Source organism: Pseudoalteromonas sp. MMG007, assembly GCF_018100985.1.
GTDB lineage: Bacteria > Pseudomonadota > Gammaproteobacteria > Enterobacterales > Alteromonadaceae > Pseudoalteromonas.
This window is the reverse complement of the sequence record NZ_JAGJEI010000003.1, coordinates 72,835-98,832: the sequence shown is the minus strand read 5'-3', so window position 1 is coordinate 98,832 and position 25,998 is coordinate 72,835. Positions and strand designations below refer to the sequence as shown.

Sequence of the window (25,998 nt, the reverse complement as noted above, 5' to 3'; positions counted from 1 at the left end):
ACCCTATTTTGTCCCTTAAAGTTTTAATTTAGTGCAATTTTTGATTCATATGCGCGGCATTTAATAATATAACCGTTCGAATTTAAAGCAAATAAAGGTATTATTAATCTAAGTTTGTACTGATAAAGGGAAGTGCATGAGCAGCAAAATTAAAGTTTCGCTATTTAATCATTTAACAGATTCCGAGCGACAATTATTAGACCCCGATGTACGTCAATCAAGGGATGCATTAGATGCTTTGCTTGATGATGAATTCATTGAAATTGCAGCTAATGGCACTGTGTTCGATAAACATCATGTAATTACCCGCTTACCTACTGAAGTTGTTCCACAGTTTTATAATCAGCACTTTAAAGGGCGAATGCTTAGCGATGATGTAGCACAAATTAGTTATCAAGCTGCTTATAGGCGTTCAGCCCGAAGTGAATTTAATTACTCCTTACGAATGTCGCTGTGGCGAAAAAGTAATGAACAATGGAAAATGGTATTTCATCAAGGAACGCCGTGTGCGCTGTTTACCATATCAATGGATGATGACTAACTGCTTTTATTAACGTATTAAATTTTATAGGTAAAACACACCTTGTTTATGCAAACCGATCCCACTATCCGTCGTCTTTTAATGTTACGCAGCGGCGCTATTGCTGTGCAGCTAATTGCCGTGCTAAGTGCTTATTTTTTATTAAACCATCAAATCGCTTTATTATCTTTATTAGTCGTTATTGCAATAGAGGCGATCTTTCAAAGTGCGAGTGTATTTGCATATCGAAATGTGAGCCAAGCTCGCCCTGTAGGTATGTTAATGCAGCTCACTGCTGACGTTGTATTTTTAACTATTTTGCTCTCGCTAAGCGGTGGCGCTACCAATGCTTTTGTATCACTACTATTACTGCCAATAATGATTGCAGCAATCACATTACGTGAAAAAGGGCTGGCTTATATTGCTGTGCTTGCTATTGCTGCGTACAGTTTTTTATTAATTAGAATGCCCGATCATAGTATGCATCAAATGAACATGAGCGAGCACTTTATTGGTATGTGGATAAACTTTGTTTTAAGCGCAAGCGTTATTGCTTTAGTTATTGGCGCTATGAATAGAGCATTAAAAGAGCGCGAACGTACTATAGCCAAAGCTCGCGAAAAACAATTACGCAACGAGCAACTGGTAAGCCTAGATGGCGCGGCAGCGCAAATAACCCATCAACTCGCTACGCCTATCGCTAACCTACAATTGTTATTTGAAGAGCTATTAGAAGAGCAGCCAAATAACCCTGTCGCTCGTCAAATGCAAACGCCACTTAAACAATGTGCTACGCAATTAAATGACTTTAGAAAGCTCTCTGCTCAGCTTCGTAATAAAAATATTACCGAACATATTACAGTTAACCAGCTGCAAACACAGATCACCGATACGTTATTACTGCAATACCCTGATCAGCACATAAATTGGTTAAGTGAGCCGATAGCAGCCACTTTAATAAGTGATGCAATGCTATTGCCCGCCATTCTTAATTTGCTACAAAATGCATGCATTGCTAATAAAAAAAATAACCAAACCCAGTTAGAGCTAAGCTGGCAGCAAAATAACCAACACAGTGAATGTGTATATCTGCTGATTCGTGATTTTGGCAGTGGCTTTACTGACTCCCAGTTAGCAGAGCTTGGCGGGCAACTTATGCCTAGTAGCCAAGGTATGGGGCTTGCGGTATTGCTTTCTAATGTAACGTTTGAGCGCCTTAACGGCTCGCTAACTTTGTATAATCATGCGGGTGGCGGGGCGGTTGCTAAAGTAAAATTAGCCATAGTAAATGATGAGCAGTCACATACATGAAATTACTTATAATCGAAGACGATATAAACCTAGCCAGTACATTAGCTAGGCGTTTAACAAAACAAGGCTTTAGTTGTGAGGTGGCGCATAATCAAAGTGATGCATTACTTTGTGCGCGCAAACACTTGCCGGATTTAATTTTGCTCGATATGAAATTGGGTGACGACAACGGCCTTGCGCTAATTAAGCCGCTTCGCAGCTTATTAGCGCAGGCGCATATTGTATTACTAACCGGATTTGCAAGCATAGCCACCGCAGTTGAGGCCATGCGTTTAGGCGCTAACGACTACCTTACTAAACCCGTTGATATGGCAACGCTATTAAAGGCCCTAAAGGCAGATTTAAATACACAAAATGTGAGCAGTATTGTAACACCGGTTATGTCGCCAGAGCGTTTAGAGTGGGAGCATATTCAGCAAGTGCTACATAGTAATAACGGTAATGTGTCGGCCACTGCGCGGCAACTTAATATGCATAGGCGCACATTGCAGCGTAAGTTACAAAAAAAGCCGGTTCAGCAGTAACCGCTTAAAGGATATAAAATGAGTGATGATGCGGCTACATTAATGCGCAATCAAAAAATTATATTATTCGATGCACAGTGCAAATTATGTAGTGCGTGGTGTAATTTTATTATTAGGGCCTGTTTATCTTTCGAGGTTAAATTTGCAGCAGTCTGTTTGGTAATTAGGCAAGGCAGAGCCTATGTAGTGTGGTTGTTCCCCATAAATAGGCGATAACGTAGCATAAATGCCAAACAGGCGCTGCCCGAAGGGGTTCTGCCTAGGGGTCATTTACTCTTTGTTGCTCGGTTTTTACTTAGCCCACTAGGTTACAAACCTCGCGCCGCGATTAAATGGCCCCTAGGTTGAACAAATTTTAATCCTGAAAGGTCAACAGGCCCTAGTAACGATGCCAATGTCATTTTTAAACTGTGCAGCGTGCAATCACCAAAAGGTGCACTGCTGTTAACTCACTTTGGTTTTTCAACAAGTGAGTATGCCTCAATGGTGTTTGTTGAAAATGGTAAAGCTTATACGCAAAGCCATGCTTTTTTTGAAGTAGTAAAGCAGCTCGATTACCCCTATAAACTCGCCACTGTTTTTAGTGTTTTACCAAATATCTTTAATAATTGGCTGTACGATAAAATTGCTTTAAACCGCTATACCTTATTTGGCAAGTACAACTATTGCAGAATACCCAGACCTGATGATGCAAAACATTATTTATAAACTAGTCGTTCACACATTTCAGTATAAGTAGATGCTAGGTTTAGGTGGCTGTGCTAAAATCGCCGCGTTTTAAATTATCAGGGCTTTGAAATGGCAAGTACAGCACACGCACTCCACATATTGGTTAAACACAAAGAAATAGCAGAAGACATTATTAAGCAATTGGGTAAAGGTGCAAAGTTTCAAACCTTAGCTAAAAAATACTCGTCGTGCCCCTCGGGTAAAAAAGGTGGCGACTTAGGTGAATTTAGACGCGGTCAAATGGTTCCGCAGTTTGACAAAATAGCCTTTAATGGCGCAATTTTAGAGCCACACCTAGTTAAAACTAAATTTGGTTGGCATGTAATTAAAGTACTTTATCGTACTTAATAAGCTTGCTGACAAATACTCAAAAGGCTGCACTTTGTAGCCTTCAATATTTAAGCTTACCCGATTATTAATTATCCAAGTTAAACTCAATTGTCATTTCTAAGTTTTTGTCAGGTAAAGTAATACCATTAACAACCTTAGGTGAGTATTGCCATTTTGATAAGGCGTGTTTGGCTTCACTATTGAATACTTGCTCAGGTTCAGCGTTAATAACTTTAATATTATTAGGGCGTCCATAACTATCTACACAAATCACCGTAGCCATTGATTTACATGACATCGTTTCCTCTGATGAATGGGTTGTTACTCTGAAACGTCAAACTCCGACAGTGAGGCATTAGTGTTATGTTGCAAAATAGAAGTAAAAAATTTATCGTAAACATCGTTGATCTGTTTATTGTAATCGCTCCAACCTTCTAAATTTACTCTAAATTCCAAATTCGAATAAGCATACTCAGAGAGCGCATCAATATTAGTTTTGTTCCATTGCTCCTCCGGTGCAAGTGCTTCTTTTGTACCTGAGCCGTTAATATTGAATCCATACACCATAGAATGCAGTGTTAGTTCAATTCTTGCTTTTTCGGCCCAATCCAAACCCTCTGTTGCTTTATTCCATGCTGTTTTTACATGCAAAGGCGCATTAACAGGAGGAAAATGTATACTTCTAGACTCACCTATTTCAACGATGCCATCATTATTTAAATCAACCAAATCTGAGCCATCAGGTTGGCTTAATAGATTTTGAGCACCTTCGGCACTTAATGAATCAACATTAATAGTAGAGGCGAGGCTATTGGCTTTTTTTACGAGTTGTAGTTCATCAGTGGTGAGTGACTTTAAAAATGCTTTTGGGGTATTCAAGTCTTCATTTGCTTGCTTTAAAATGTCTGCAAAATCAGAATATTTCAGTTTCATTTAAATTACGGATTTGTAGTTTATTTAGCGAAGAGACGCTTAGTGTAGTATCAATATTTAACATTATACGTTCCCTATATGATTAGACAGGTAACCATACCTATTATAGTTTTGAGGATGGTTTTGATGTTGTTTATAGACGGCATGTTATTGCCGATGTCTTGTGTAATGGATTACTTGATCAAGCGGTACAAGTTACATGCCAAAATAGTTAGGCGTATAAATAAAAAACTCTTGAAGTTCGTTATATCAGTAGAAGACATTAAACTGCTAATCATTTGTGATGAAAAACAAAGTTTAAATGTTGTTAGTTATAGAGGATTGTAAAAAAACGCCCACTATTAATTAGCGGGCGTTTTATTGTTGAAATACTTAGCCAATTTTATTTATAAAGCTAATAACTAAACTTCTTGCTTAGCCTCTTCTTCACTAATTTGTTTTAGTGCTTGAATAAACGAATCGCTTGGTTGTCCGCCACTGATTGCATATTTATCGTTGATAATAAATGTAGGGACTGAGGTAATACCGAGTTGTTTAAAGCGGTCTTGCTCTTGGCGTACTGTTTGAACGTATTTATCTGAGTGTAAAATACTACGCGCCAGTTCTTTATCAAGGCCAACACTTGCCACTACATCAAGCAATGTTTCTTCTTGATTTAAGTATTTCAAATCGGTGAAGTGCGCTTCAAAAAAAGCGAGTTTTAACTGCGTTTGTTTACCTTGTTCGCGTGCCCATGTAAGTAGGCGGTGTAAATCAAAGCTGTTGATCATGATGCGTTTGCCATCAAAATTAAACGTAAAGCCAGCACGCTTTCCTGCTTCGAACATGTTTTTACGATTTTCATCGCCTTGTTCCTCAGTTAGGTTGTACTTTTGCATTAAGTGTTCGTTTAAATCTTGACCTTCCAGTGGCATATCAGGGTTTAGCTCAAAAGGATGCCATGTAATATCTGCACTCATTTCGTCGTTAAGTTGGCCAAGCGCTGTCTCTAGGTTTTTATAACCTACCACGCACCATGGGCACATTACGTCTGACACGATATCAATTTTAAAGTTTTTCATATTCATCCTTTTGCGGATTGCTTTGGTATAAAAGGGATATTGGGATGAAGTATGTATTATCAATCCTTAAACTAAAAAGAGCAGCTAATGGCTGCTCTTTATTTAAGGGTTTAAGCGTTTAGCCCAAACGGGTCGTCAATACTATAACTTGGCTGTGTAAACCAATGCGGTCCGTTGTCGGTCATATAAAAGTGATCCTCTAAACGTACGCCAAACTCATTGGGTATAACTAGCATTGGCTCGTTACTAAAACACATGCCAGGTGCAAGTGGGGTTTTGTCTCCACCGACTAAATAAGGCCACTCGTGAATATCTAAGCCAATTCCATGGCCCGTACGATGCGGGCAGCCGGGTGTTTGATACTGTGGCCCCAGTCCTTGAGCCGCTAAATATTGACGAGCGCCTGCATCAACCTCTTCACACGTTGCACCAATTTTTGCAGCATTAAACGCGGCGAGTTGCGCTGCTTTTTCGTGGTCCCAAAACATGCGTTGGCGCATTGTTGGCTCGCCAAATACATAGGTGCGGGTTATGTCTGATAGGTAATCGTGTACTTTACAGCCGGTATCAATTAGTACCATATCGCCTTTTTTAAGTACTTGAGGGTCTTTAACACCGTGCGGAAAAGACGTTGCAACACCAAATAAAACAATACAAAAATAGTTACCTGGAGCACCTACTTTTTGATGTGCTTTTTTAATAAAGGCTTCCACTTCTGTGGTGGTAATACCTTCATAAAGCATACTGGCGGTTGCTTGGTGTACAGCTAAGGTCATGTCCATTGCGCATTGCATAAGCGATAATTCGTTTACCGATTTATGCATTCTACAATGTGCAGTAACGCTTTGTGCATTGATTATATTTAAGCCTTTTTGCGCTTTGTTAATACCATCAAATATAAAAAACTGCGCACTTTCATCAATGCCTATGGTGGCATTGTCATTAATGTTTAGTTGCTTTAATACGCTAACAAAGAGTGCATAAGGGTTTTCGTGCTCTTGCCACCCATGAATAGGACCTTCAATCACTTTAAAACCGTTTAGTGTGCCTATTTCAAAATAAGGGGCAATGTATTGTACGTCGCCTATAGCAGGTAAAATAGCCCCAACCATACGCTCACTGGCGTACCATTTCATGCCTGTAAAATAGGTGAGGTTTGACCCTGCGTTTAAATAAATAGCATCAATATTATTTGCTTGCATATAAGCTTGAGCTTTAGCAATACGCTGTAAATATTCATCTACTTGTGTGGGTGTTACCTTGCAAGTCATATTACTTAAACTTGCTAGTGCTTGTTCACTTGTTTGCGTACCAACGCCTAGTGTGGCCATAAATATCTCCTTGGTTTTTAGGCATTGTGCGCAATGTGAAAAGGTAATTCAATATAATGCGACAACATGCACGCTAAGGTTTTTTTGCATAAGGCAGGCGCATTAATTTATTACTCGTATGATAACTATCAAGCCCGGTTACAGCCACAGTATCAATAGCTTGTAAATCTAAAAAACCATCACTTTGAAGTGCTATCTCGTCTAAGTACACATCTGTAATTTCACCTATAACAAGCTCTGTACCATTTACAGCTAAGTGTTGGTGCTCAACGTAATTTACCGCATATTTTAATCGCGACTCTTGCACAAATGGGGCTGTGAATTCATTTAGGTATTCTGGCGTTAAACCGGTCGCATCAAATTCCGATTCGCCTTTATCATATCGAGCCGATGTCTGGTGCGCTTGTTTATAAATAGCTTTATTAACTTGGTTAATAGTGTAACTACCGGTGTCGATAATGTTTTCAAATGTATGGCGCGGCACACTATTTGGGCGCATTATCATGCCTACTAGCGGTGGGTGAGCGCCTAAATGAATGACCGAACTAACAATGGCAAGATTAGTGTTGCCTTGTTTATCTTGCGTGCCAATTAAGTTGGCGCTTTTAAAACCCGAAAGCGAGTTAATTAAATGAGTACGGGTGTGTTTTTCAAGTGCGTTTATGCGCTCTTTAGTAAAATGCATTAAAGGTCCTTACCACGGTATGGTGTCCCCTTGCCAATCTAAGTAGGCCGGTTCACCATTGAGTTCTAAATGGGGGTTATTAAACGTAAGTGTAAAAAGTTGTTTTGCTACAAATTCAGCTGTAAAAAGTTTTCCTGCGGGTACATTTTTTTGAAATGGCTTTGAAAGCGCTGTATCGGTAGTTCCCGGGTGAAATAAAACGAGCTTAGTATTTTTAGCGCGACGTGCAAGCTCAACTGCTGCTGTTTTAAATAGCATGTTAAGTGCTGATTTAGAGGCGCGATACGTATACCAACCGCCTAATTTGTTGTCGTTAATGCTGCCTACACGCGCACTAAGCGCAGTGATAGTGCACTGCGTTTTATGTGTTAAAAGTGGCAAAATACTTTGCAGGCAAAGCAGGGGGGTTAGCGTGTTTGAGTTTAGAAGTTGGTTGAAATACTCAGCATCTATATCTTCAAGTTTTTTTTCAGGCATGTGGGTTTTGTTATGCAGTGTACCGTTAAATATAACAACTTGTTGTATATTAGCGTTTTGCTCTTTTAAATAAGCAGTTACGCGCGCCAAGCTTTGTGTTGTGTAATCGGTTTGAAAATGAACAATGCTTCCCTCAAATTCAATACTTTTTGAACTAATACAAACGACTTGGTGAGTAGGCGTGTTTATTTGTAGATGCTCTATATATGCATTTGCTATGGCGCTGCTTGCGCCAAATAAAACAATCGTGTTCATTTAGCACCTTTCGATTTAATACGGCATTGGCCGTTAGTGCACTGAGTATTAGGCATTAATAAACGGCTAAGCGAGTGCCTGTACCTTGCAAAGAATAAATATCCGCAGTCTGCGAAAAAACGAATTACTGGCAAGCGAAAAATTTTCAACCATGTATATTTGCCAACCGTTTTCCATGCTTGGTAAGTAACATCAAGGCCATATATCATTTCACCAGAATTTGTTTGTGCTTGTAAATGAGTCATTGCTTTATCTTTATCAACATATGAATAACGCTCATTAAAATCGGGCGCATTTAGGTCTTCAAGTTTGATGTTGTTAGCGGTATCAGCCTGTTTAAGTTTAGTCATTTCGGTGCTACATAATGGGCAATTACCATCGTAAAAAATGATCATAAAATAGCTTAACGTTTATTTTTCATATACTTTTTTACGACATACCATTGCAAATGGATCTATTAAATATGCGCTCATAATGATATTAATAGCACTCCACGAAACAAAGGAGACTGAGAAATGAGTGAACAATATGCCGCCTTGCGAGGAAATGTTAATTTACTAGGGCAGTTATTAGGACAAACAATTAAGGACGCCCAAGGCCAAGCGATTTTAGATAAAGTAGAAGAAATTCGCGCTTTATCAAAGTCATCTCGCAGTGGTAATGAAGACGACAGACAAGCGCTAATTGAGGTACTGCATGCGCTTAGTGATGAAGAGCTTTTACCGGTTGCCCGTTCATTTAATCATTTTTTAAATTTAGCTAATGTAGCAGAGCAGTTCCATACTGTGTCGCGTTTTAATGATGTTGGCTTTTGCCAACTAAACCCTCTCACTCAAACATTAAAAACGTTAACTGCAAAAGCAAAAGAAGGCCAATTAGACAGTAATCATCTGGCCGAAACACTCTCAAAACTCCACATAAATTTAGTATTAACTGCTCACCCAACTGAGGTGACGCGCCGAACAATGATCAACAAACAAGTTGAATTAAGTGAATGTTTAGCGTCGCTTGAGCGAAAAGATAATTTAGAGCAAGAACGCACCGCTATTTTAAATCGTATTGCGCAGCTTATTAGCCAAGCATGGCACACAGACGATATTCGTCGTTCACGCCCTACGCCAATTGATGAAGCTAAATGGGGCTATGCAGTTATTGAAAATAGCTTGTGGCATGCTGTGCCGCGTTTTTTGCGTGAATTTTCAGATCAAGTAAAAGAGCATTTAAGCTTAGAGCTGCCTATTGATTATAGCCCTATTGAGTTTACCTCTTGGATGGGTGGCGACCGCGACGGTAACCCGTTTGTGACCGCGCAAGTGACCACACAAGTGCTTGACCATGGCCGTTGGATGGCACTTAATTTATACATTCAAGACTTAAAAACATTGTGCGCTGAACTGTCTATGTCTGATGCAAGCGATGAGCTTATTGAACTAGCAGGGCAAGAGTTTGAACCGTACCGTGCTGTAATTAAAAAGCTGAAAAACCAAGTTGCTGAAACAGTCTCTCACTTGGGCGCTAAAATTAAAAACAAGCGCAGTGATTCACAAGACTTAATTACTGATATTAATCAAATTAAACACCCAATAGAAGTATGTTACCGCTCGCTATTAAAATGCAATATGAAAGTAGTTGCTGATGGCTTACTACTTGATTTACTGCACCGTATTAACAGCTTTGGCCTGCGTTTGGCTAAACTTGATGTGCGCCAAGACTCAGACCGTCACAGTGATGTATTCTCTGAGTTAACACGTCATTTAGGCTTAGGTGATTACAACCAATGGCAAGAGCAAGACAAGCAAGCATTTTTGCTTACTGAGCTTAATTCTCGTCGCCCGCTAATCCCTAAAAATTGGCAACCAAGCCCAGACGTACAAGAAGTGCTCGACACCTTTGATGTAATTGCAAAGCAAGATGAAAAAACATTTGGCTTATACATTATTTCAATGGCGCGAACCGCTTCTGATATTTTAGCTGTACAACTACTTCTTAAAGAAAGCGGCTGTCAGTTCGATTTACCCGTTGCACCATTGTTTGAAACACTTGACGATTTAAATGCGGGTAGCGATGTAATTACTACCTTGCTTGATAACGTGTGGTACCGCGGGCATATTAAAAATACCCAAAATGTAATGATTGGTTATTCAGATTCTGCTAAAGATGCCGGCATGATGGCTGCAGGTTGGGCGCAGTACGAAGCAATGGACAAACTTGTACAGCTTGCCGATGATCGTGGTATTGAGCTTGTTTTATTCCACGGCCGTGGCGGTACAGTAGGTCGCGGTGGAGCGCCCGCTGCACAAGCACTGCACTCACAACCACCGGGTTCTTTAAAAGGTGGGCTACGTGTAACTGAGCAAGGCGAGATGATCCGCTTTAAGTTTGGTTTACCCGATGTAGCACTACAAAGCTTAAATATATACGCTGGTGCAGTATTGCAAAGCAATTTATTACCACCGCCGGAGCCAAAACCGCAGTGGCGTGAAGTAATGAAGTTAATAAGTGAGGAGTCATGTGAGCACTACCGTAATGTAGTTCGTCACGATGAAAACTTTGTACCTTACTTTAGAATGGCCACTCCAGAGCTTGAGCTGTCTAAATTACCATTAGGCTCACGTCCTGCTAAACGTAATCCAAATGGCGGCGTTGAAAGCTTACGTGCTATTCCTTGGATTTTTGCATGGAGTCAAAACCGTCTGATGCTACCTGCATGGCTAGGTGCGTTAACAGGCTTAAAAGCAGCGCTTGATAAGTATGGCCTAGAAACACTTCATGAAATGAGCCTGCAATGGCCGTTTTTCAGAGCACGCCTAGAAATGCTAGAAATGGTATTTAGTAAAGCCGACAGCTGGTTAAGTGAGCATTACGATAATGCCCTAGTAGAAGACATTTACAAACCATTAGGTGTATCTTTGCGTAAAGAGCTTGAAGAGGCAATTAGCCTTGTACAGTCTCTTAGCCCTCAAAATAGCTTACTAGCCGATCAACCATGGATAAAAGAGTCCATAGGACTTCGTAATCCGTACACCGATCCGCTTAACGTATTGCAAGTTGAATTATTAAGACGTGCGCGTTCAAGCGAAAAAGGCAGCGAAGGTGACATTGATAATGCATTAATGATCACCATGACAGGTATTGCGGCAGGTATGCGTAATACTGGTTAATACGTGATTTTATTATCGTGATAATAAATCACTAATTTAATGTAATCGGTATTTTAAAAGGGAACACGCTGTGTTCCCTTTTTTTGTCTAGCAATTTGGACCTTAACCTTTTAAACTACTTAGCCATTGAATAATTAAAAAATGTTATGGCTTCATCAACTTTTTCTGTGCAACAAGACACAGCACTTACTAACACACACATCTCTTTAAGCGTAGCGCAAACTCAAGCTTTACGCGGTCAGTTAAAAAACCAACGCGGCATTTTAAACTCTAATAATATTAAACAATTATGTTCACAATTTAATGTATCTGATGATGCGTTACTACAAGGTTTAGTGCCTTTGGCGTCTGAGTTTTCGGTGGCACCTGTTTCGCACTTTCATGTGGGGGCTATTGTTAAAGCACTTGATGAGCACGCAGAGATAAATTTTTACTTTGGTGCCAATGTCGAGTTTGATCATCAAGCACTTAGCTTAGTTGTGCATGCAGAGCAGTCGGCGATTAATAATGCTTGGTTAAATGGCGCTAAAAAAATAGTTAAAATAGCCATTAGTGATGCGCCATGTGGTTACTGCAGGCAGTTTATGAATGAATTGGCCGACGCTAAAGAGTTTGATATTTTATTGCCAAAGCAACACTTTAAACTGGCCGACTTATTACCACATTCATTTGGGCCTACCGACTTAGGCAACGAATTTAGTTTGTTTAATCCAAAGCCTCATCAACAAGCGTTTGCCAATTCTGAGATTGATGAAAAATTAGCAGCAATGGCACTTAGTGCATACGTACCCTATAGCCAAAATTTTAGTGCGGTAAAGATTAGCACCTTTGATGATGGTGATTATTACGGTAGTTACGCAGAAAATGCAGCCTATAGCCCAAGCCTTTCGCCACTGCAAAGTGCGCTCAGCCAGTTGTTTTTAGCGGGGCTTAGCTTTAATGGTAATACGGTCAAATCAATCACCCTTTTAGAAACTCAAGGCCATGAAAACCAAGGTGGGGTGGCACGTGCCGTACTTGCAAGCTTTGACAACCTACCTGAAATAGAAGTGATTAGCGCAGAGCTAAGATAACCTGAACTCTGGTTAAAATAACCTGTCAAAAACAATAAAGCACAGCAATTGCTGTGCTTTATACGTTTAATTAAAGTGCTGAAAAGGGTTTAACCTAATAGCACTTTTGCAGCTTCTAATACGACTGCTACTGATTTTCTTTCAATTTCACCGTGGTCTACATTTGGGATTTCTTGGCGAGTACGGTTAACCAGTACGCCTGCAACACACGCTGCTTGTAAGCCAAGAGCTGCACACATGGTAAATAATGTAGCCGACTCCATTTCGTAGTTCATCACGCCTAGGTTTTGCCACTCTTCACAGCTACCTTGTAATGACTTTGGTACATAACCAGAATGCGTATCGTAACGCTCTTGCCCTGGGTAGAACGTATCGCTTGATGCGGTAATACCAATATGAAAGTCAATATCTAGGTTTTTACACGCTTGAACCATAGCTTGTGTTGCGTAAAAGTCAGATACCGCAGGGTAGCTGAGTGGGGCGAAATGTTGGCTTGCACCATCTAAACGTACAGATGCTTGGCTAATTAAAATTTCGCCTTCATTAATGTGTGGCTGAATAGCGCCCGTCGTACCGATACGTAAAAATTTACGCACGCCAAGTTGCGCTAATTCTTCTACAGCGATTGATGTAGATGGGCCACCAATACCAGTTGAACAAATTACAACAGAGTGTCCATTTAGTTGGCCTAAATAAACATGAAATTCACGAGTCTGAGCTAGGCAGGTTGGGTTGTCTAGGAATTGAGAAATACGTGCTGCACGATCTGGATCACCAGGTACAATAGCAAGCTTTGCACCTTTTAAATCGTCAATGCATAATCCTAAGTGAAATACCTTTTCCATAACTAAGCCTTTTATAAAAATTTGTTGTCAATCTAGCATCATTGCCATAAACGTTTACCAAGTACAGGACGTTTGTCCGTTTTGCGCTAATCCCTTTTAAAAATATTAAGATACAACGATTTATTCATCTGATTTGAATATTCAATCAACAGCTTAGCCTGTAAATAAAAAGGCGTTGTTGACTTGCCCATGCAGACACTATATGTATCGGGCAAGAGCAACAACACACTAATGTTTACTGACAAAAATATGAATTAAAATTATTTAAATTCAATTGATTAGTGATTTATTTAAACTTTGATTAGTACCTTTTCACTGCGTCTGTAAAACGATAAAAATGGTTTATTAAAATTAAATTAAAGTTTAGGTATTTTTTATCTTTTTGCATAACTAATCAAAATAATTCAGCTTTTTACAGTAATAAATTACAGAGGTTTATTATGAGCACACAATTTCAAGCATTTAAAAACAAAGTTGAGCACTGCCTGTGCTCTCCTGGCGATGGTGTATTTACTGTAAATACCGCAAAAGAGCGCAAGGCCGCACTTCGTAATAAGCTTTATGGGCAAACCGAGAATGTAGATTCACTTTGGCGCGACTCTTTAAATGAATTGCCAAACTCGCCACATAAAGCGGTTACGCTAGGCATTAGCTCAGATTGCGGTGGTGGTATTTTGCGTGGTGCAAACTGGGGACCACTGTTTGTGCGTTCAGCACTTATAGATCAACAACCACAGTGTCACTCATTTGATTTAGGTGATGTGCGTGTTATTCCTCATCTGCTTCATGATAAATATTTAAACGATGCTACAATTTCTAATTGTCAAAAAGCGCTATATGGCGACGAAAACAACGATTACTACGTAAGCCCGCTATCTATTACTGAAGACGTGTGTGATAGTTTTTACGCGACGTTTAAAGATAAAGGTATCTTTGGTATTGGTGGCGATCATTCAATTAGCTACCCACTCACTAAAGCCTATTTAAAAGCAAAGCGTGAGCAAGGCAAACGTACTGCTATTATCCATTTTGATGCGCACACAGATTTGTTAGTAGAACGTTTAGGTATAGATTTATGCTTTGGTTCGTGGTGTACACATATTTTAGAGTTTTTACCGGCGCCACATCATTTAATTCAATTTGGTATTCGTTCAAGCGGTAAACCAAAAACGCATTGGGAAAGCACGTTTGGTGTAAAGCAGCATTGGGCGGCTGAAATTATAGAGCGCGGTGCAAAAGCCGTTGCTGCCGATGCAATTGCGCAGCTAAAAGCAGATAACGTAGACGAAGTTTACGTAAGCTTTGATATAGATGCACTTGATGCTGAGTTTGCATCAGCCACAGGCACGCCAGAAGAGAATGGTTTAACCCCGCAACACGCACTTGATATTTTATCGGCTATAGCCGACGAGTTTCCTATTACTGGCGCAGACATGATGGAAATCGCGCCGTTTACCGATAGCTCATTAGTGGGGCAATCAAGCTCAGAAACAACATTGCGCGAAGGGGCTAAAATTTCAGCATTTTTAATTAATGCGATGAACAAGTAGCAGATTGATACGTAAAAATCCTAGCCCTATCAGCGCATAGGGTTAGATTAAAACTAGCAGTTCTTTTACCCTCAGCTATAGTTGTTAGTATCAATTTTTAGTTAAAGGTGTAGCTGCATGAAGTTGTTTTTACTCGTACTGTGTTTTATATGTATTAGGGTTAACGCAGCTGAAATTTCTATTGTGACTGAAGTTTTTCCTGATTTTCAGTACATTGACTCAAATGGTCAGCTCGCTGGCCGTTCAGTAGATAAAGTAAGAAAAGCACTTGCTAGTACTGATATTCAATACAGTATGTCTGCTAATAGTTGGGCTGTGTCTTATAACGCGGTGCTTCGAGATGAAAATACGTGTATTTTTTCTATCGTTAAATTGCCAAATAGAGCTGATAAATTTAGCTGGGTTGCGGAGTTAGAGAACTTTGACTCTGCTATCTATGCACTTAAATCTCGTAATATTCGTTTAAACACACTCAACGACGCTAAAAAGTATAAAACCGCAGTACTACGTGACAATTTTAGCCATCATTATTTATTAGATCGTGGTTTTAGCGAAACTAAAAATTTACTTATTATTGATAGCCTAGACAAAATAGATAAATTAATAAGTACCCGACACAATATTCTCGATTTTGTCATTTTAAGCAACAAGCAGTTTAACTTTCGTGCAAAGCGAGAGCCTAAATTAAAATTACTTGAACCAGTTTTAACCCTTAATACCAAACAGTCCTCACTTTATTTTGCCTGTAATAAAAATATGGAGCAAAGCCTACAAGATAAACTTTCGGCCGCATTTAACGCTACAAAAAATAGTTACTAGCTTTTAATTCAATAGCTTAGATAATTATTTAAAGTACGCTTAAATATAAATTGCTGCGATTAAAAAACCGACTATAATCAGCTGCTTTTTATTGAAAAAGCGCTAACTTTTTGGAGCGTTAAATGGGTGATTTAATCGGGATTAGTTTGTTGATCTTGATCAGTGCGTTGTTTGCTATGTCAGAAATTGCAATTGCGGCGTCGCGAAAAATAAAACTGCGTGTCATGGCTGATGAAGGCAATATAAAGGCGGCGGCAGTACTTAAGCTGCAAGAAAACCCTGGAGCCTTTTTTGCCATGATCCAAATCGCATTAAATGCGATTGCCATTTTAGGCGGAATAGTGGGGGAGCAAGCCCTATCGCCTTATGTGCAAAGTGTACTCGTAATTTTTTATCAGGGCGCACACGTAGAAAAAATTAGCTTTTTATTCTCATTTTTTACTATTACCTCACTTTTTATTTTGTTTGCCGATTTAATGCCAAAGCGTTTAGCGATGATTCTGCCCGAAGCTGTTGCGGTAAGGGTGGTAAGTATTATGCGCTGGGTTACGTTTGCGCTTACTCCATTGGTAATGTTTTTTAATAGTGTAACTAACCTTGTACTGCGCTTATTTAAAGTACCCGCTGAGCGAGAGGACATAGTAACCACCGAAGATATAGTCGCGATGATGGATGCAGGCGCAGAGTATGGCAGCTTGCAGCAACAAGAGTACGAGCTAATAGGTAACGTTTTTGATTTAGAGGCTCGTTTTTTATCAAGTGTAATGACTCCGCGCGACCAAATTGTTTATTTTGATTTAAATGAAAGTAGCCACGATATAGCCACAAAAATTATAGATCATCCGCATAATCATTTTTTAGTGGTGTCGGGTAATTTAGATAAGTTACTTGGCTCGATAGAATCAAAAGATATACTACGGCAAGTATTAAAAGGTGAGGCAGCAAATATAAATCAGGAGCTTCTTGAGTCTGATGTATTTTACCTACCAGAGACATTGAGCTTATCTGAAGCCCTAAACGCGTTTAAAAGTGCAGCCAAACCGTTTGCTATTGTTGTAAACGAATACGCACTTTTAGTAGGTATTGTGACTGTAAAAGATTTAATGAAAGGGTTTATGGGTGATTTGATCACGCATCAGGGAGATGAATTAATTATTCAGCGTGATACAAACTCTTGGCTGGTGGACGGTTTAACTCCTATTACCGATTTAGCAAAGGTGCTTAATATAGAAGAGTTTCCGCAGCAGATGCATTATGAAACAGTGGCAGGCTTTTTAATTTATAACATGAAGCGTATTCCTAAGCGGGCTGAGCATTTAACTTTTTCAGGTTTTAAATTTGAAGTGGTTGATGTAGAGGGAATTAGAGTAGAACAGTTATTAGTATCAAGAGTTATATCAGAGCCAATTACTCACACTCCTCTATCTTAATTTTATATATAGCTAAAGTTACATATGCCAAGCTTAAAAAGCTTGGCTTTTTTATTGTTGTGATAAAAAGGTGTCCCTTAAATATAAAGCCCTGCCAACATATTAGAACGTTTAATTTTCATACTTAGGGCTTTCGGTTTTCATTGCGTTAACATCAAATACGACCTATTACGTATATTGCCCTCATCAGTGTAAGTTTGTGTAAAATTCTCTCAATTTAGATTCATTATCAGACAATTTTAATTTAGAATGATCGTTCACTCTAAACTAAAAGGTATTTAACATGCAGCGTTCCCGCATCGCTTTATTTGTATTGTCAGCCCTCGTTGGTTCTGTTGCTTTAACTGGTTGTGACAAAGCGGCTGATCAGTCACAAGCTTCAGCGCCTCAAGCTGTTCCAGTGGGTGTAATTACATTAAAAAGCCAAGCGCTTACTCTCAAAAAAGAACTTCCTGGTCGTATTAGCGCATTTCAAATTGCTGAAATTCGCCCGCAAGTAAGTGGTATTGTGCAGTCTCGTTTATTTGAAGAAGGTACACAGGTCAAAAAAGGCCAAGCTTTGTATCAAATTGACCCTGCTACTTTTGAAGCAGACTTAGCCGCAAGTAAAGCGGCTGTTGCCCGTGCTGAGGCAAGTATCGCAAGCTCTAAATCAAAAGCGTCACGCTATAAAGAGCTTTTAAAAATTAAAGCCGTGAGTCAACAAGATTTTGACGAAGCTGATGCAGCTTCAAAACAAGCAAATGCTGAGTTATTAACGGCCAAAGCACAGTTAAAGTCAGCGCAAATTAACCTTGATTACAGCCATGTATCTTCTCCTATTAGTGGCCAAATTAGTAAATCAAGCGTTACCGTAGGTGCATTAGTTAGTGCTAATCAAAGCACTGCACTTGCAACAGTGACTCAATTAGACCCAATTTATATTGATTTAACCCAGTCAAGTAACGAGCTTACTCAGCTTAAAAAAGCACTTGCTTCGGGCAGTTTAGGAATTGATGCTCAAAGCCAAACTGATGTTGAATTAACAATGGAAGATGGCTCTGCATATTCTCACAAAGGCACGTTGCAGTTCTCTGAGGTGACGGTTGACCCTAGTACGGGCTCTGTAACATTGCGTGCTAAATTCCCTAACCCTGAAAAATTATTATTACCGGGTATGTATGCACGTGCCTCTATTGTTGAGGGTGTTAAAGCCAATGCTATTTTAGTTCCTCAGCGTGGTGTAAGCCGAAATAATAAGGGCGAGCCAACAGCTATGGTGGTAGGCAAAGACAATAAAGTAGAAAGTCGCGTATTAAAAGTGGATAGAACCATTGGCTCTAATTGGCTTGTAAGTGATGGTTTAAGCGATGGCGATAAATTAATTGTAGAAGGCTTACAAAAAATTCGTCCAGGAGCACAAGTCACGGCTTCTGAAGTGCAATCGTCTACTAGTGCCAACAACGCGCAATAACGGAGAGTTTTAATGTCACGATTTTTTATCGACAGACCCATTTTTGCATGGGTACTGGCAATAGTAGTGATGCTAGCGGGTATTTTGGCGATTCAAAGTTTGCCAATTGCTCAGTATCCGTCAATTGCACCGCCAGCAATTAGTATTACAGCAACGTACCCAGGCGCATCTGCACGTACGCTTGAGGATACGGTTACGCAGGTAATAGAGCAAAAAATGAAAGGGCTTGATGGCTTGCTTTACATGTCATCTACGTCTGAATCGAGTGGTTCAGCAACGCTTACACTTTCATTTAGTGCCGAAACAGATCCTGATATTGCACAGGTACAAGTGCAAAATAAATTAGCAACCGCCACGCCTCTTTTACCTGAAGAAGTGCAAAGACAAGGTGTTACTGTTGCTAAATCTGCACGTAACTTTTTGATGGTTTTAGGTTTTGTATCAAAAGATGGCAGCATGACCAATATTGATATTGGTGATTATGTTTCGTCAAACGTACAAGACATTGTGTCGCGTGTTGAAGGGGTTGGTGAGGTACAGTTGTTTGGCTCTCAATACGCTATGCGTGTATGGTTAGACCCTGCCAAACTTCAAAACTACAAGCTAACAACCGCTGATATTAGCGCGTCAATTAGTGCGCAAAATGCGCAAGTGTCTGCCGGCCAATTAGGCGGCATGCCCGCAATTGAAGGGCAGCAGTTAAACGCGACCGTTACAGCGCAAAGTCGTCTACAAACTGCTGAGCAGTTTGAACAAATTTTAGTAAAAACAAATGCAGACGGTTCTTTTGTACGCCTTGAAGATGTAGCGCGTGTTGAACTTGGCGGTGAAAGCTACCGCGTGGTTGCACGTTACGATGGCCAACCAGCATCGGGTTTAGGTATTAAACTTGCCAGTGGCGCTAACGCACTTGATACAGCTGACGGTGTAAAAGCAGCCATTGAAGAGTTAAAACCCTACTTCCCTGAAGGGTTAGATGTCGTTGTACCTTACGACACCACACCGTTTGTATCGCTATCAATTGAAAAAGTAGTACATACCCTCATTGAAGCGATTGTGTTGGTATTTGTTGTAATGTACTTATTTTTACAAAACTTTCGCGCAACGCTTATCCCAACTATTGCGGTACCTGTAGTACTACTGGGTACATTTGCGATTTTGTATACTTTTGGTTACTCAATAAATACATTAACTATGTTTGCAATGGTACTGGCCATAGGCTTGTTGGTTGATGATGCGATTGTTGTAGTAGAAAACGTTGAACGTGTAATGAGTGAAGAAAAACTCTCTGCGCTTGAAGCAACACGTAAATCAATGGATGAGATTAAAGGCGCGCTGGTAGGTATTGCCATGGTGCTTTCTGCGGTATTTATACCTATGGCCTTTTTTAGTGGCTCAACGGGTATTATTTATCGTCAGTTTTCGATTACGCTTGTATCTGCTATGGGCTTATCGGTACTGGTTGCGCTAATTTTAACGCCTGCTTTATGTGCAACGCTTTTAAAACCAAGCCACGTTCATAATAACGACTCTTTATTTGGTAAGTTTTTTACAGGATTTAACCGTGGTTTTGATAAAACAAACTCGGGTGCTCAAAGCTTTGTAAGTCGTATGATCCATTCATCTAAGCGCTACTTGCTTATTTACGGTGTAATTGTAGGCGGTATGGTTTATGTGTTCTCAAGCTTGCCAACAGCATTTTTACCTGATGAAGACCAAGGTATTTTGTTTAACCAGGTTTCATTACCCGCTGGCTCTACAACACAAGAAACACTTGAAGTTGTTAAAAAGGTAGAAAATCACTTTTTGAATGACCAATCGGATGCAGTAAACGGTATTTTTACAGTAACCGGTTTTAGTTTTGCAGGTTCTGGTCAAAACTCAGCAATTGCCTTTGTTAACTTTAAGCACTGGGATGAACGCCAAGGTGATGGTTTATCTGTGCAAGCAGTTGCAGGTAAAGCAATGGGTTATTTTTCAACAATTAAAGAGGCATTTGTATTTGCTTTCCCACCACCGGCAATTGTAGAGCTAGGTACAGCCAACGGCTTTAACGTATTTTTACAAGACCGCGTAGGATTAGGGCACGATGCACTGCTAGCTGCACGAAATCAGTTATTAGGAATGGCTGCGCAAAGCCCAATACTCGCTGGCGTGCGTCCTAATGGTCAAGAAGATATGCCAGAGCTACAACTTGATATTGATTTAGCAAAAGCAGAAGCACTTGGTTTATCGCAATCTGATATTAACAGTACGCTTGCCACCGCGTGGGGTAGTAGCTATGTAAATGACTTTATTGATCGCGGGCGTGTTAAAAAAGTATACCTACAAGGTGATGCCGATTCGCGCATGGTACCTGAGGATTTAAACAAGTGGTATGTACGTAATGATAATGGCGACATGGTGCCGTTTTCAGCATTTGCTAGTTCATTTTGGACCTATGGCTCGCCTCGACTTGAGCGTTACAATGGTTTTTCAGCAATGGAAATTCAAGGTAGTGCTGCACCAGGTTACAGTACAGGCCAAGCAATGGATGAAATTGAGCGTTTAGTTAAACAGCTTCCAAATGGCATTGCTTCTGAGTGGACCGGTATTTCATTCCAAGAGCGCTCAAGTAGTGGCCAGGCACCATTGTTATATGGCTTGTCGTTATTGTTTGTATTTTTATGTTTAGCAGCACTTTATGAAAGCTGGTCTGTACCATTTGCAGTAATGATGATTGTGCCTTTGGGTATATTTGGTGCAATTATGGCAGCGCTTGGAGGCGGCTTATCAAACGATATTTACTTGCAGGTAGGCTTGCTAACAACCATAGGGCTCGCCTCTAAAAATGCGATACTTATTGTTGAATTTGCGATTCATAAAATGGATGAAGGCTTGGGCTTAGTGGATGCCGCTATTGCAGCTGTGCGCTTGCGTTTACGTCCAATATTAATGACTTCTTTAGCGTTTATTTGTGGTGTTTTACCGCTAGCCATTGCATCAAGCGCAGGGTCGGGCGCACAAAACGCATTGGGTATTTCTATCATTGGTGGCACACTCGCTTCGTCAATTCTAGTGGTGGTATTTGTACCGTTATTCTTTGTGTTGGTGCGTAAAGTGTTCCCTGGCAAAAAGAATGATACTGTTAAGGAGAGTGCACAATGAGCATCAAATCCTTTAGCCTAAGTGCAATTACATTACTTGTATTAAGTGGTTGCCAATTAGCGCCTGAACAAAAAGATTTAGCTTTACCAGTACCTGATGCATTTGCATCAGGTACTGGGCAGGCTTCAGCTGAGCAATTAAATTGGCAGCAGTTTTTTAATGACGACAAATTACAAACATTAATTACCCAAAGTCTTGAGCATAATAAAGACCTGCAAATAGCAGTGCTTAACGTGCAGCGAGTACGTGGGCTTTATCAAATTGAAGACTCAGCATTATATCCATCACTTGATTTAAATGCCTCTGGTACACGCCAGCGTTTACCTGGGGACTTATCAAGCACAGGTGAGGCGGCGATTAGTTCGCAGTACAGTGCAACCGTTGGTATTACCTCATATGAGCTTGATATTTGGGGAAAAGTACGTAACCAGTCAGCACAAGCACTGCAAAACTTATACTCTACAGAGCTTAGCCAATACAGCACGCAGGTATCGTTAATTTCAGAGCTAGCTAATGCATGGCTTAACTACGCAACAGATTTACAGTTGCTAGAACTTGCAAAAGAAACACTAACTTCGCAGCAAGAGTCACTTTCACTTACGCAAAAAAGCTTTGATTTAGGGGCAACGTCTTCAATTACACTTGAGCAACTTAAAAGCACCGTTGCTACAGCAAAAGTAGACATTGCAACCTACAAACGTTTGCTTAAGCGTGATAAAAGCGCGCTTGATTTGTTAGTTGGTAAGCCTGTGTCAGCAGATTTACTACCAACTAAAGATTTAACAAATCTGATTAGTATGCCTGAGGTACCTGTAGGGTTACCGTCTGACTTACTTTCCCAGCGCCCTGATATAAAAGCGGCTGAGCATCTACTACTTGCAGCTAACGCTAATATTGGAATTGCAAAAGCAGCGTTTTACCCAAGTATTAGTTTGACTGCTAATGCTGGCTCGGCTTCAAGTGACTTAAGTGGTTTGTTTGATTCGGGTTCGGGTACGTGGAGCTTTGTACCGTCAATTAGCTTACCTATTTTTAATATGAATCGTAACCAAGCAAATTTAGATGTGGCCAGAGCCGATCAAGAAATTGCAGTGGCTACGTATCAGCAAAAAATTCAAAATGCGTTTCGCGAAGTAGCCGACGCGCTTGCTGATAGAGAAGGTTATCAAGAGCAATTAAAAGCGCTTGATATGCTTATAAGTAGCCGTCAAACAACATATGACTTATCCAAAATGCGCTATGAAAAAGGTGCCGACAGTTACTTACAAGTACTTGATGCTCAGCGAACTTGGTACGGTGCGCAGCAGCAGTTGATTAGTGGACAGCAAGCATATCTTGCGAGCCAAATTAACTTGTACAAAGCGCTAGGTGGTGGATGGAACACTGCCAATGAAACAACTCAGGAAGAGCAATAATATACAGACGTGTTGGTTATATAAATTAACACGTCTTCGCGGCTTAAAACACGCGTAACATTTTATTTGGCGAGGCTATTTAATAGTGCTCGCTTTACTAAGTTAATAACTTGGTAATGGAGTTGAACATGAAGCCTAAATCAAAAAGGCAAACCGATCCTGCAATTGCTAACGCTAGGCGGGAGCAAATATTAACGGCTGCTGCAGAGTGTTTTCGCCGTAAAGGCTACCACGGTGCAGGCATGGCTGAAATATCTAAAACTGCGGGTATGAGTGCAGGCCATATTTATAACTACTTTGAAAGTAAAGAAGCGATTATTGAAAGCATAATTGAAAAAGACATGGAAGAGATGTTTTCTATCTTTCAAAAATTTGAAGACCATCCAGGCGATGTACTTCAAGCGCTTATTGATGGCTTAAATATCGGCGTGCAAAGACATATGGACACAGGTGCATGTGTAGTTGACTTAGATATGATGGCTGAAGCAGGCCGCAACGCTAAAGTGGCTTCATTGCTACGAGACATGGATATTCAAGCACGTGGACGCATGAGGCAACTTTTAACCAGTGAGCGAAGCACACTAAAAAACATTGAAGAGCAGGAGCTTGAAAGCCGGATTAACGTTATTTTTTCGATGATGGCGGGTTTATTACTGCGAAAAGTTTTATACCCAGAGCTAACTGAAGAAACGGTTTTAATTGCATTACGCCCAGCGATGAAAACATTATTAATGCCATTTGATAAAGCATAGCCGCATTTTTCTCATAAAAATAAGCTAGCCAGTATTGGCTAGCTTACTTTGATTAATACCTTAAAAACGTTCTATTGACCATTGCAGCGCAATGATTGCGATAGCAACTGAGCCCATAGGCATTACCCATTTCTTATACCAAGTGTAGTTTCTAACATAGATTAATACTGGCAAGGCAATAAGTAATATACTTAGTTGGCCTATTTCAACACCTAAATTAAATGCCAAAATACTCAGTAACTGATAGTCGCTAGAAAGCCCAAGCTCACCTAAAACGCTTGCGAACCCCATACCGTGTAATAAACCAAAAGCAAATGTTAGCCAACCTAAACGAAGTACAAGTGGCCACACATTATTTAGTGCTGCAAAAAGTACTGATAAAGCAATACCAAGCTCTACCCAGCGACTATTTGGCGAGACTAAGTTCATAGCTGTGGCGGTAAGTGTAATCGAATGCGCAAGAGTAAATGCTGTAACTATCCAAGCTGTGTGTTTAATTATTTGTTTTTTAGAGTCGATCCCTTGCCATGCTTTATTGCTACGAGTTAATACACAGGTAAGTAATAAAGCGATTAAAAATAAAATATGATCAATGCCAATCCAAATATGCAAAACACCTTGATACACGTATTGGTTAAACGTACTAAGGTAACTTGATTGTTCAAAGCTAAAGGTTTGCTTAGCATCGTCAGTGCTAAATACACGTGATACGTCATTAATATTTACAATAGATTTATGGTTTGCATCAGTGTTAAAAAAGGCTGAATAAGTAAGTGTAATGGGGGAGGCGCTATCACAACTAAATAAAAGCGGGATGACCAAATAAGGTTGATTGAAATGGTTATCGAGCTGGAGCATCCCTTTACTTTTTAAAAGGCACAACTGATCATTTTGTGTAACCTTTAGATTATCGTTAACAAAGCGCGTAATTGAGCCGCGTTTGGCTTTTATTTCGGTCCACGAAATTTGCCCATTTTTGTCTAAATCAAGTGCAACTTCATGCTCTAAATCAGTAATATTAATTTGCCAATTACCCATGTATTGGCTGGAGTGGGTGTTGTTATTTAAGGTGATATAACTAGTGCTTAACTGATGAGCAAAGCTGTTAGTTGAAAAAATGCATAGCATTAAAGTTATTATAAATAGATAAGGCGTTTTCATAGTGTGTCTCTTTGCATCGCTTGGGCTTGAATGAGTAATTGCTCATCGGCGCTCATTTTAGCCTGTTGCCAATTAATATGAGCCCAGTAAAGTGCTTTTTCGCGATTAGGTTGTACATCTAGGTAATATTTAGCTAAATCACTCGCATGAAAAGAATCTTTGCGAAGCTCACGTAGTGTAACTCTTTGCGCCATTAGATTTTGCCATTTTTTACCTGTTTTATTTAATTTTTTTTCTGCAATGGCGAGCCTGAGTAAAATAGCATCTTCTAAATTATTTTTGTCAGGGAGTAATGCACTCAATGTATTTAAAACATCGGTATGTTGAGCAAGGGCTAGGTGAATATCAGCCCATAAAACAATAAGACTTACTGGGGCGTTTACCAAATCAACACTTTGCAAGTGTGAGAGGGCTTGTTTGTAATTACCAAGACGATAGCTCATTTCGCTCAAAACATGTTTTGTAGCAAGGCTGATGGGTTTATTGTTAATTATTTTGACTAATGCTTGATAACTTTTTAATAAATCTTGATGCTGACTTTGTACGTCTAACACACAGGTGCTAGCTGTAATGGTGCTCACATGAGAAATTAAAGCAATGCAATGTTGCTTTGCTTTTAAAAACTGCCCCTGAACCATGTATATATTAGCTAATAATAAATGACTGTTGCTATGGTTAGGTTCGGTAATTAAAACCTCATTCGCTACAGCAATCGCTTGCTCAAAAAGGTGCTCTTTTTGCAGCACTCTTGCATACAAATAACCAATTTTAGGTGTGGGGGTTTGCTTATATAATTGTGCTAAACGCGTTTTTAGTAAACCTTGTAAGCGCTCGGTTTGGCCTGCATATTGGCTGTTAGTAACTAGTTCGTTTATTTCTTCAAGGGTAAGAGATGCGCTAAGAGCCGAGTTGCTTGTTGCAATTACTGCGTCTTCTTTTGGCGTATAAGGTGCAGCATTTAGCCCTAAAGAGGTTATGCTAAAAGCTATAAATACTATGGGTTTAAATACTGAAAAATGCATTTTATATCCTTTGA

23 protein-coding genes and 2 pseudogenes are annotated in these 25,998 nt (G+C 39.9%); 15 read left to right on the top strand and 10 right to left on the bottom strand.

What is annotated here, in order from left to right; genetic code table 11:
* Positions 1 to 136 precede the first annotated feature (136 nt).
* The 6 genes and pseudogenes from J8L71_RS06020 (at position 137) to J8L71_RS06000 (ending at position 3,432) form a co-directional block, all read left to right on the top strand.
* A complete protein-coding gene (locus tag J8L71_RS06020; protein ID WP_210999738.1) occupies positions 137 to 541 on the top strand; it encodes a DUF4440 domain-containing protein in 405 nt (134 codons plus the stop codon).
* A gap of 48 nt (positions 542 to 589) precedes the next feature.
* Positions 590 to 1,831 carry a HAMP domain-containing histidine kinase gene (locus tag J8L71_RS06015; protein ID WP_210999904.1) on the top strand — a complete coding sequence of 414 codons (1,242 nt, stop codon included), beginning with the start codon at positions 590 to 592 and terminating at the stop codon, positions 1,829 to 1,831.
* Complete coding sequence (locus tag J8L71_RS06010; protein WP_210999737.1) at positions 1,828 to 2,355, top strand: response regulator; 528 nt, start codon at positions 1,828 to 1,830, stop codon at positions 2,353 to 2,355. The genes J8L71_RS06015 and J8L71_RS06010 overlap by 4 nt, the downstream gene beginning before the upstream one ends.
* 18 nt (positions 2,356 to 2,373) lie before the next feature.
* Positions 2,374 to 2,469: pseudogene (locus J8L71_RS18505) on the top strand (thiol-disulfide oxidoreductase); the annotation flags it as partial.
* Between the two features lie 267 nt (positions 2,470 to 2,736).
* Positions 2,737 to 3,063 (top strand): annotated as a pseudogene (locus J8L71_RS06005) (DCC1-like thiol-disulfide oxidoreductase family protein); the annotation flags it as partial.
* Between the two features lie 90 nt (positions 3,064 to 3,153).
* Entirely contained in the window at positions 3,154 to 3,432 is a 279-nt protein-coding gene (locus J8L71_RS06000) for a peptidylprolyl isomerase (protein WP_004588770.1), read from the top strand.
* A gap of 67 nt (positions 3,433 to 3,499) precedes the next feature.
* Here the strand turns inward: J8L71_RS06000 and J8L71_RS05995 are convergent, their stop codons facing one another.
* The 7 genes from J8L71_RS05995 to J8L71_RS05965 form a co-directional block, all read right to left on the bottom strand.
* Entirely contained in the window at positions 3,500 to 3,712 is a 213-nt protein-coding gene (locus J8L71_RS05995) for a TonB family protein (protein ID WP_210999736.1), read from the bottom strand.
* A gap of 23 nt (positions 3,713 to 3,735) precedes the next feature.
* Complete coding sequence (locus tag J8L71_RS05990; protein ID WP_210999735.1) at positions 3,736 to 4,347, bottom strand: hypothetical protein; 612 nt, start codon at positions 4,345 to 4,347, stop codon at positions 3,736 to 3,738.
* Positions 4,348 to 4,748: 401 nt separating this feature from the next.
* Positions 4,749 to 5,408 (bottom strand): DsbA family oxidoreductase, encoded by a 660-nt coding sequence (locus J8L71_RS05985; RefSeq protein WP_210999734.1) that lies wholly within the window; start codon positions 5,406 to 5,408, stop codon positions 4,749 to 4,751.
* 110 nt (positions 5,409 to 5,518) lie between these two features.
* Positions 5,519 to 6,739, bottom strand: coding sequence for a Xaa-Pro peptidase family protein (locus J8L71_RS05980; protein ID WP_210999733.1), 1,221 nt, complete (start codon positions 6,737 to 6,739; stop codon positions 5,519 to 5,521).
* 73 nt (positions 6,740 to 6,812) lie between these two features.
* Positions 6,813 to 7,424, bottom strand: coding sequence for a flavin reductase (locus tag J8L71_RS05975; RefSeq protein ID WP_210999732.1), 612 nt, complete (start codon positions 7,422 to 7,424; stop codon positions 6,813 to 6,815).
* Positions 7,425 to 7,433: 9 nt separating this feature from the next.
* Positions 7,434 to 8,156, bottom strand: a complete 723-nt coding sequence (locus J8L71_RS05970) for an SDR family NAD(P)-dependent oxidoreductase (RefSeq protein ID WP_210999731.1) — start codon at positions 8,154 to 8,156, stop codon at positions 7,434 to 7,436.
* Positions 8,153 to 8,551: a DUF393 domain-containing protein gene (locus J8L71_RS05965; protein ID WP_210999730.1), complete on the bottom strand. Its 399-nt coding sequence runs from the start codon at positions 8,549 to 8,551 to the stop codon at positions 8,153 to 8,155. The genes J8L71_RS05970 and J8L71_RS05965 overlap by 4 nt, the downstream gene beginning before the upstream one ends.
* 120 nt (positions 8,552 to 8,671) lie before the next feature.
* On the opposite strand from J8L71_RS05965, the gene ppc reads away from it, so the two are divergent.
* Complete coding sequence (gene ppc, locus J8L71_RS05960) at positions 8,672 to 11,317, top strand: phosphoenolpyruvate carboxylase (protein WP_210999729.1); 2,646 nt, start codon at positions 8,672 to 8,674, stop codon at positions 11,315 to 11,317.
* Between the two features lie 146 nt (positions 11,318 to 11,463).
* Positions 11,464 to 12,390: a cytidine deaminase gene (gene cdd / locus J8L71_RS05955; RefSeq protein ID WP_210999728.1), complete on the top strand. Its 927-nt coding sequence runs from the start codon at positions 11,464 to 11,466 to the stop codon at positions 12,388 to 12,390.
* 89 nt (positions 12,391 to 12,479) lie between these two features.
* Here the strand turns inward: cdd and udp are convergent, their stop codons facing one another.
* Positions 12,480 to 13,235 carry a uridine phosphorylase gene (udp, locus tag J8L71_RS05950; RefSeq protein ID WP_210999727.1) on the bottom strand — a complete coding sequence of 252 codons (756 nt, stop codon included), beginning with the start codon at positions 13,233 to 13,235 and terminating at the stop codon, positions 12,480 to 12,482.
* 440 nt (positions 13,236 to 13,675) lie between these two features.
* On the opposite strand from udp, the gene J8L71_RS05945 reads away from it, so the two are divergent.
* From J8L71_RS05945 to J8L71_RS05915, 7 genes are all read left to right on the top strand, one after another.
* Complete coding sequence (locus J8L71_RS05945) at positions 13,676 to 14,785, top strand: arginase family protein (protein WP_210999726.1); 1,110 nt, start codon at positions 13,676 to 13,678, stop codon at positions 14,783 to 14,785.
* 117 nt (positions 14,786 to 14,902) lie between these two features.
* The gene (locus J8L71_RS05940) at positions 14,903 to 15,604 is read left to right on the top strand and encodes a transporter substrate-binding domain-containing protein (RefSeq protein WP_210999725.1); all 702 of its coding nucleotides are present in this window, start codon (positions 14,903 to 14,905) and stop codon (positions 15,602 to 15,604) included.
* A 122-nt stretch (positions 15,605 to 15,726) separates the two neighbouring features.
* On the top strand, positions 15,727 to 17,034 hold the full coding sequence (locus tag J8L71_RS05935) for a hemolysin family protein (RefSeq protein ID WP_210999724.1): 1,308 nt from the start codon (positions 15,727 to 15,729) through the stop codon (positions 17,032 to 17,034).
* A gap of 283 nt (positions 17,035 to 17,317) precedes the next feature.
* Positions 17,318 to 18,487, top strand: a complete 1,170-nt coding sequence (locus tag J8L71_RS05930) for an efflux RND transporter periplasmic adaptor subunit (RefSeq protein ID WP_210999723.1) — start codon at positions 17,318 to 17,320, stop codon at positions 18,485 to 18,487.
* A gap of 12 nt (positions 18,488 to 18,499) precedes the next feature.
* A complete protein-coding gene (locus tag J8L71_RS05925; RefSeq protein WP_210999722.1) occupies positions 18,500 to 21,634 on the top strand; it encodes an efflux RND transporter permease subunit in 3,135 nt (1,044 codons plus the stop codon).
* Positions 21,631 to 23,049, top strand: a complete 1,419-nt coding sequence (locus J8L71_RS05920) for an efflux transporter outer membrane subunit (RefSeq protein ID WP_210999721.1) — start codon at positions 21,631 to 21,633, stop codon at positions 23,047 to 23,049. The genes J8L71_RS05925 and J8L71_RS05920 overlap by 4 nt, the downstream gene beginning before the upstream one ends.
* Before the next feature lie 128 nt (positions 23,050 to 23,177).
* On the top strand, positions 23,178 to 23,801 hold the full coding sequence (locus J8L71_RS05915; protein ID WP_210999720.1) for a TetR/AcrR family transcriptional regulator: 624 nt from the start codon (positions 23,178 to 23,180) through the stop codon (positions 23,799 to 23,801).
* A 60-nt stretch (positions 23,802 to 23,861) separates the two neighbouring features.
* On the opposite strand, the gene J8L71_RS05910 is transcribed toward J8L71_RS05915, so the two are convergent.
* Both J8L71_RS05910 and J8L71_RS05905 read right to left on the bottom strand, forming a co-directional pair.
* Positions 23,862 to 24,962, bottom strand: a complete 1,101-nt coding sequence (locus tag J8L71_RS05910; protein ID WP_210999719.1) for a HupE/UreJ family protein — start codon at positions 24,960 to 24,962, stop codon at positions 23,862 to 23,864.
* Positions 24,959 to 25,984: a hypothetical protein gene (locus J8L71_RS05905; RefSeq protein WP_210999718.1), complete on the bottom strand. Its 1,026-nt coding sequence runs from the start codon at positions 25,982 to 25,984 to the stop codon at positions 24,959 to 24,961. Before J8L71_RS05905 ends, J8L71_RS05910 begins: the two co-directional genes overlap by 4 nt.
* Positions 25,985 to 25,998 lie beyond the last annotated feature (14 nt).

Coding starts and splice junctions, on each gene's coding strand:
- J8L71_RS06020 (WP_210999738.1), top strand. CDS start 137: ATGAGCAGCAAAATTAAAGTTTCGCTATTTAATCATTTAACAGATTCC.
- J8L71_RS06015 (WP_210999904.1), top strand. CDS start 590: ATGCAAACCGATCCCACTATCCGTCGTCTTTTAATGTTACGCAGCGGC.
- J8L71_RS06010 (WP_210999737.1), top strand. CDS start 1,828: ATGAAATTACTTATAATCGAAGACGATATAAACCTAGCCAGTACATTA.
- J8L71_RS06000 (WP_004588770.1), top strand. CDS start 3,154: ATGGCAAGTACAGCACACGCACTCCACATATTGGTTAAACACAAAGAA.
- J8L71_RS05995 (WP_210999736.1), bottom strand. CDS start 3,712: ATGTCATGTAAATCAATGGCTACGGTGATTTGTGTAGATAGTTATGGA.
- J8L71_RS05990 (WP_210999735.1), bottom strand. CDS start 4,347: ATGAAACTGAAATATTCTGATTTTGCAGACATTTTAAAGCAAGCAAAT.
- J8L71_RS05985 (WP_210999734.1), bottom strand. CDS start 5,408: ATGAAAAACTTTAAAATTGATATCGTGTCAGACGTAATGTGCCCATGG.
- J8L71_RS05980 (WP_210999733.1), bottom strand. CDS start 6,739: ATGGCCACACTAGGCGTTGGTACGCAAACAAGTGAACAAGCACTAGCA.
- J8L71_RS05975 (WP_210999732.1), bottom strand. CDS start 7,424: ATGCATTTTACTAAAGAGCGCATAAACGCACTTGAAAAACACACCCGT.
- J8L71_RS05970 (WP_210999731.1), bottom strand. CDS start 8,156: ATGAACACGATTGTTTTATTTGGCGCAAGCAGCGCCATAGCAAATGCA.
- J8L71_RS05965 (WP_210999730.1), bottom strand. CDS start 8,551: ATGATCATTTTTTACGATGGTAATTGCCCATTATGTAGCACCGAAATG.
- ppc (WP_210999729.1), top strand. CDS start 8,672: ATGAGTGAACAATATGCCGCCTTGCGAGGAAATGTTAATTTACTAGGG.
- cdd (WP_210999728.1), top strand. CDS start 11,464: ATGGCTTCATCAACTTTTTCTGTGCAACAAGACACAGCACTTACTAAC.
- udp (WP_210999727.1), bottom strand. CDS start 13,235: ATGGAAAAGGTATTTCACTTAGGATTATGCATTGACGATTTAAAAGGT.
- J8L71_RS05945 (WP_210999726.1), top strand. CDS start 13,676: ATGAGCACACAATTTCAAGCATTTAAAAACAAAGTTGAGCACTGCCTG.
- J8L71_RS05940 (WP_210999725.1), top strand. CDS start 14,903: ATGAAGTTGTTTTTACTCGTACTGTGTTTTATATGTATTAGGGTTAAC.
- J8L71_RS05935 (WP_210999724.1), top strand. CDS start 15,727: ATGGGTGATTTAATCGGGATTAGTTTGTTGATCTTGATCAGTGCGTTG.
- J8L71_RS05930 (WP_210999723.1), top strand. CDS start 17,318: ATGCAGCGTTCCCGCATCGCTTTATTTGTATTGTCAGCCCTCGTTGGT.
- J8L71_RS05925 (WP_210999722.1), top strand. CDS start 18,500: ATGTCACGATTTTTTATCGACAGACCCATTTTTGCATGGGTACTGGCA.
- J8L71_RS05920 (WP_210999721.1), top strand. CDS start 21,631: ATGAGCATCAAATCCTTTAGCCTAAGTGCAATTACATTACTTGTATTA.
- J8L71_RS05915 (WP_210999720.1), top strand. CDS start 23,178: ATGAAGCCTAAATCAAAAAGGCAAACCGATCCTGCAATTGCTAACGCT.
- J8L71_RS05910 (WP_210999719.1), bottom strand. CDS start 24,962: ATGAAAACGCCTTATCTATTTATAATAACTTTAATGCTATGCATTTTT.
- J8L71_RS05905 (WP_210999718.1), bottom strand. CDS start 25,984: ATGCATTTTTCAGTATTTAAACCCATAGTATTTATAGCTTTTAGCATA.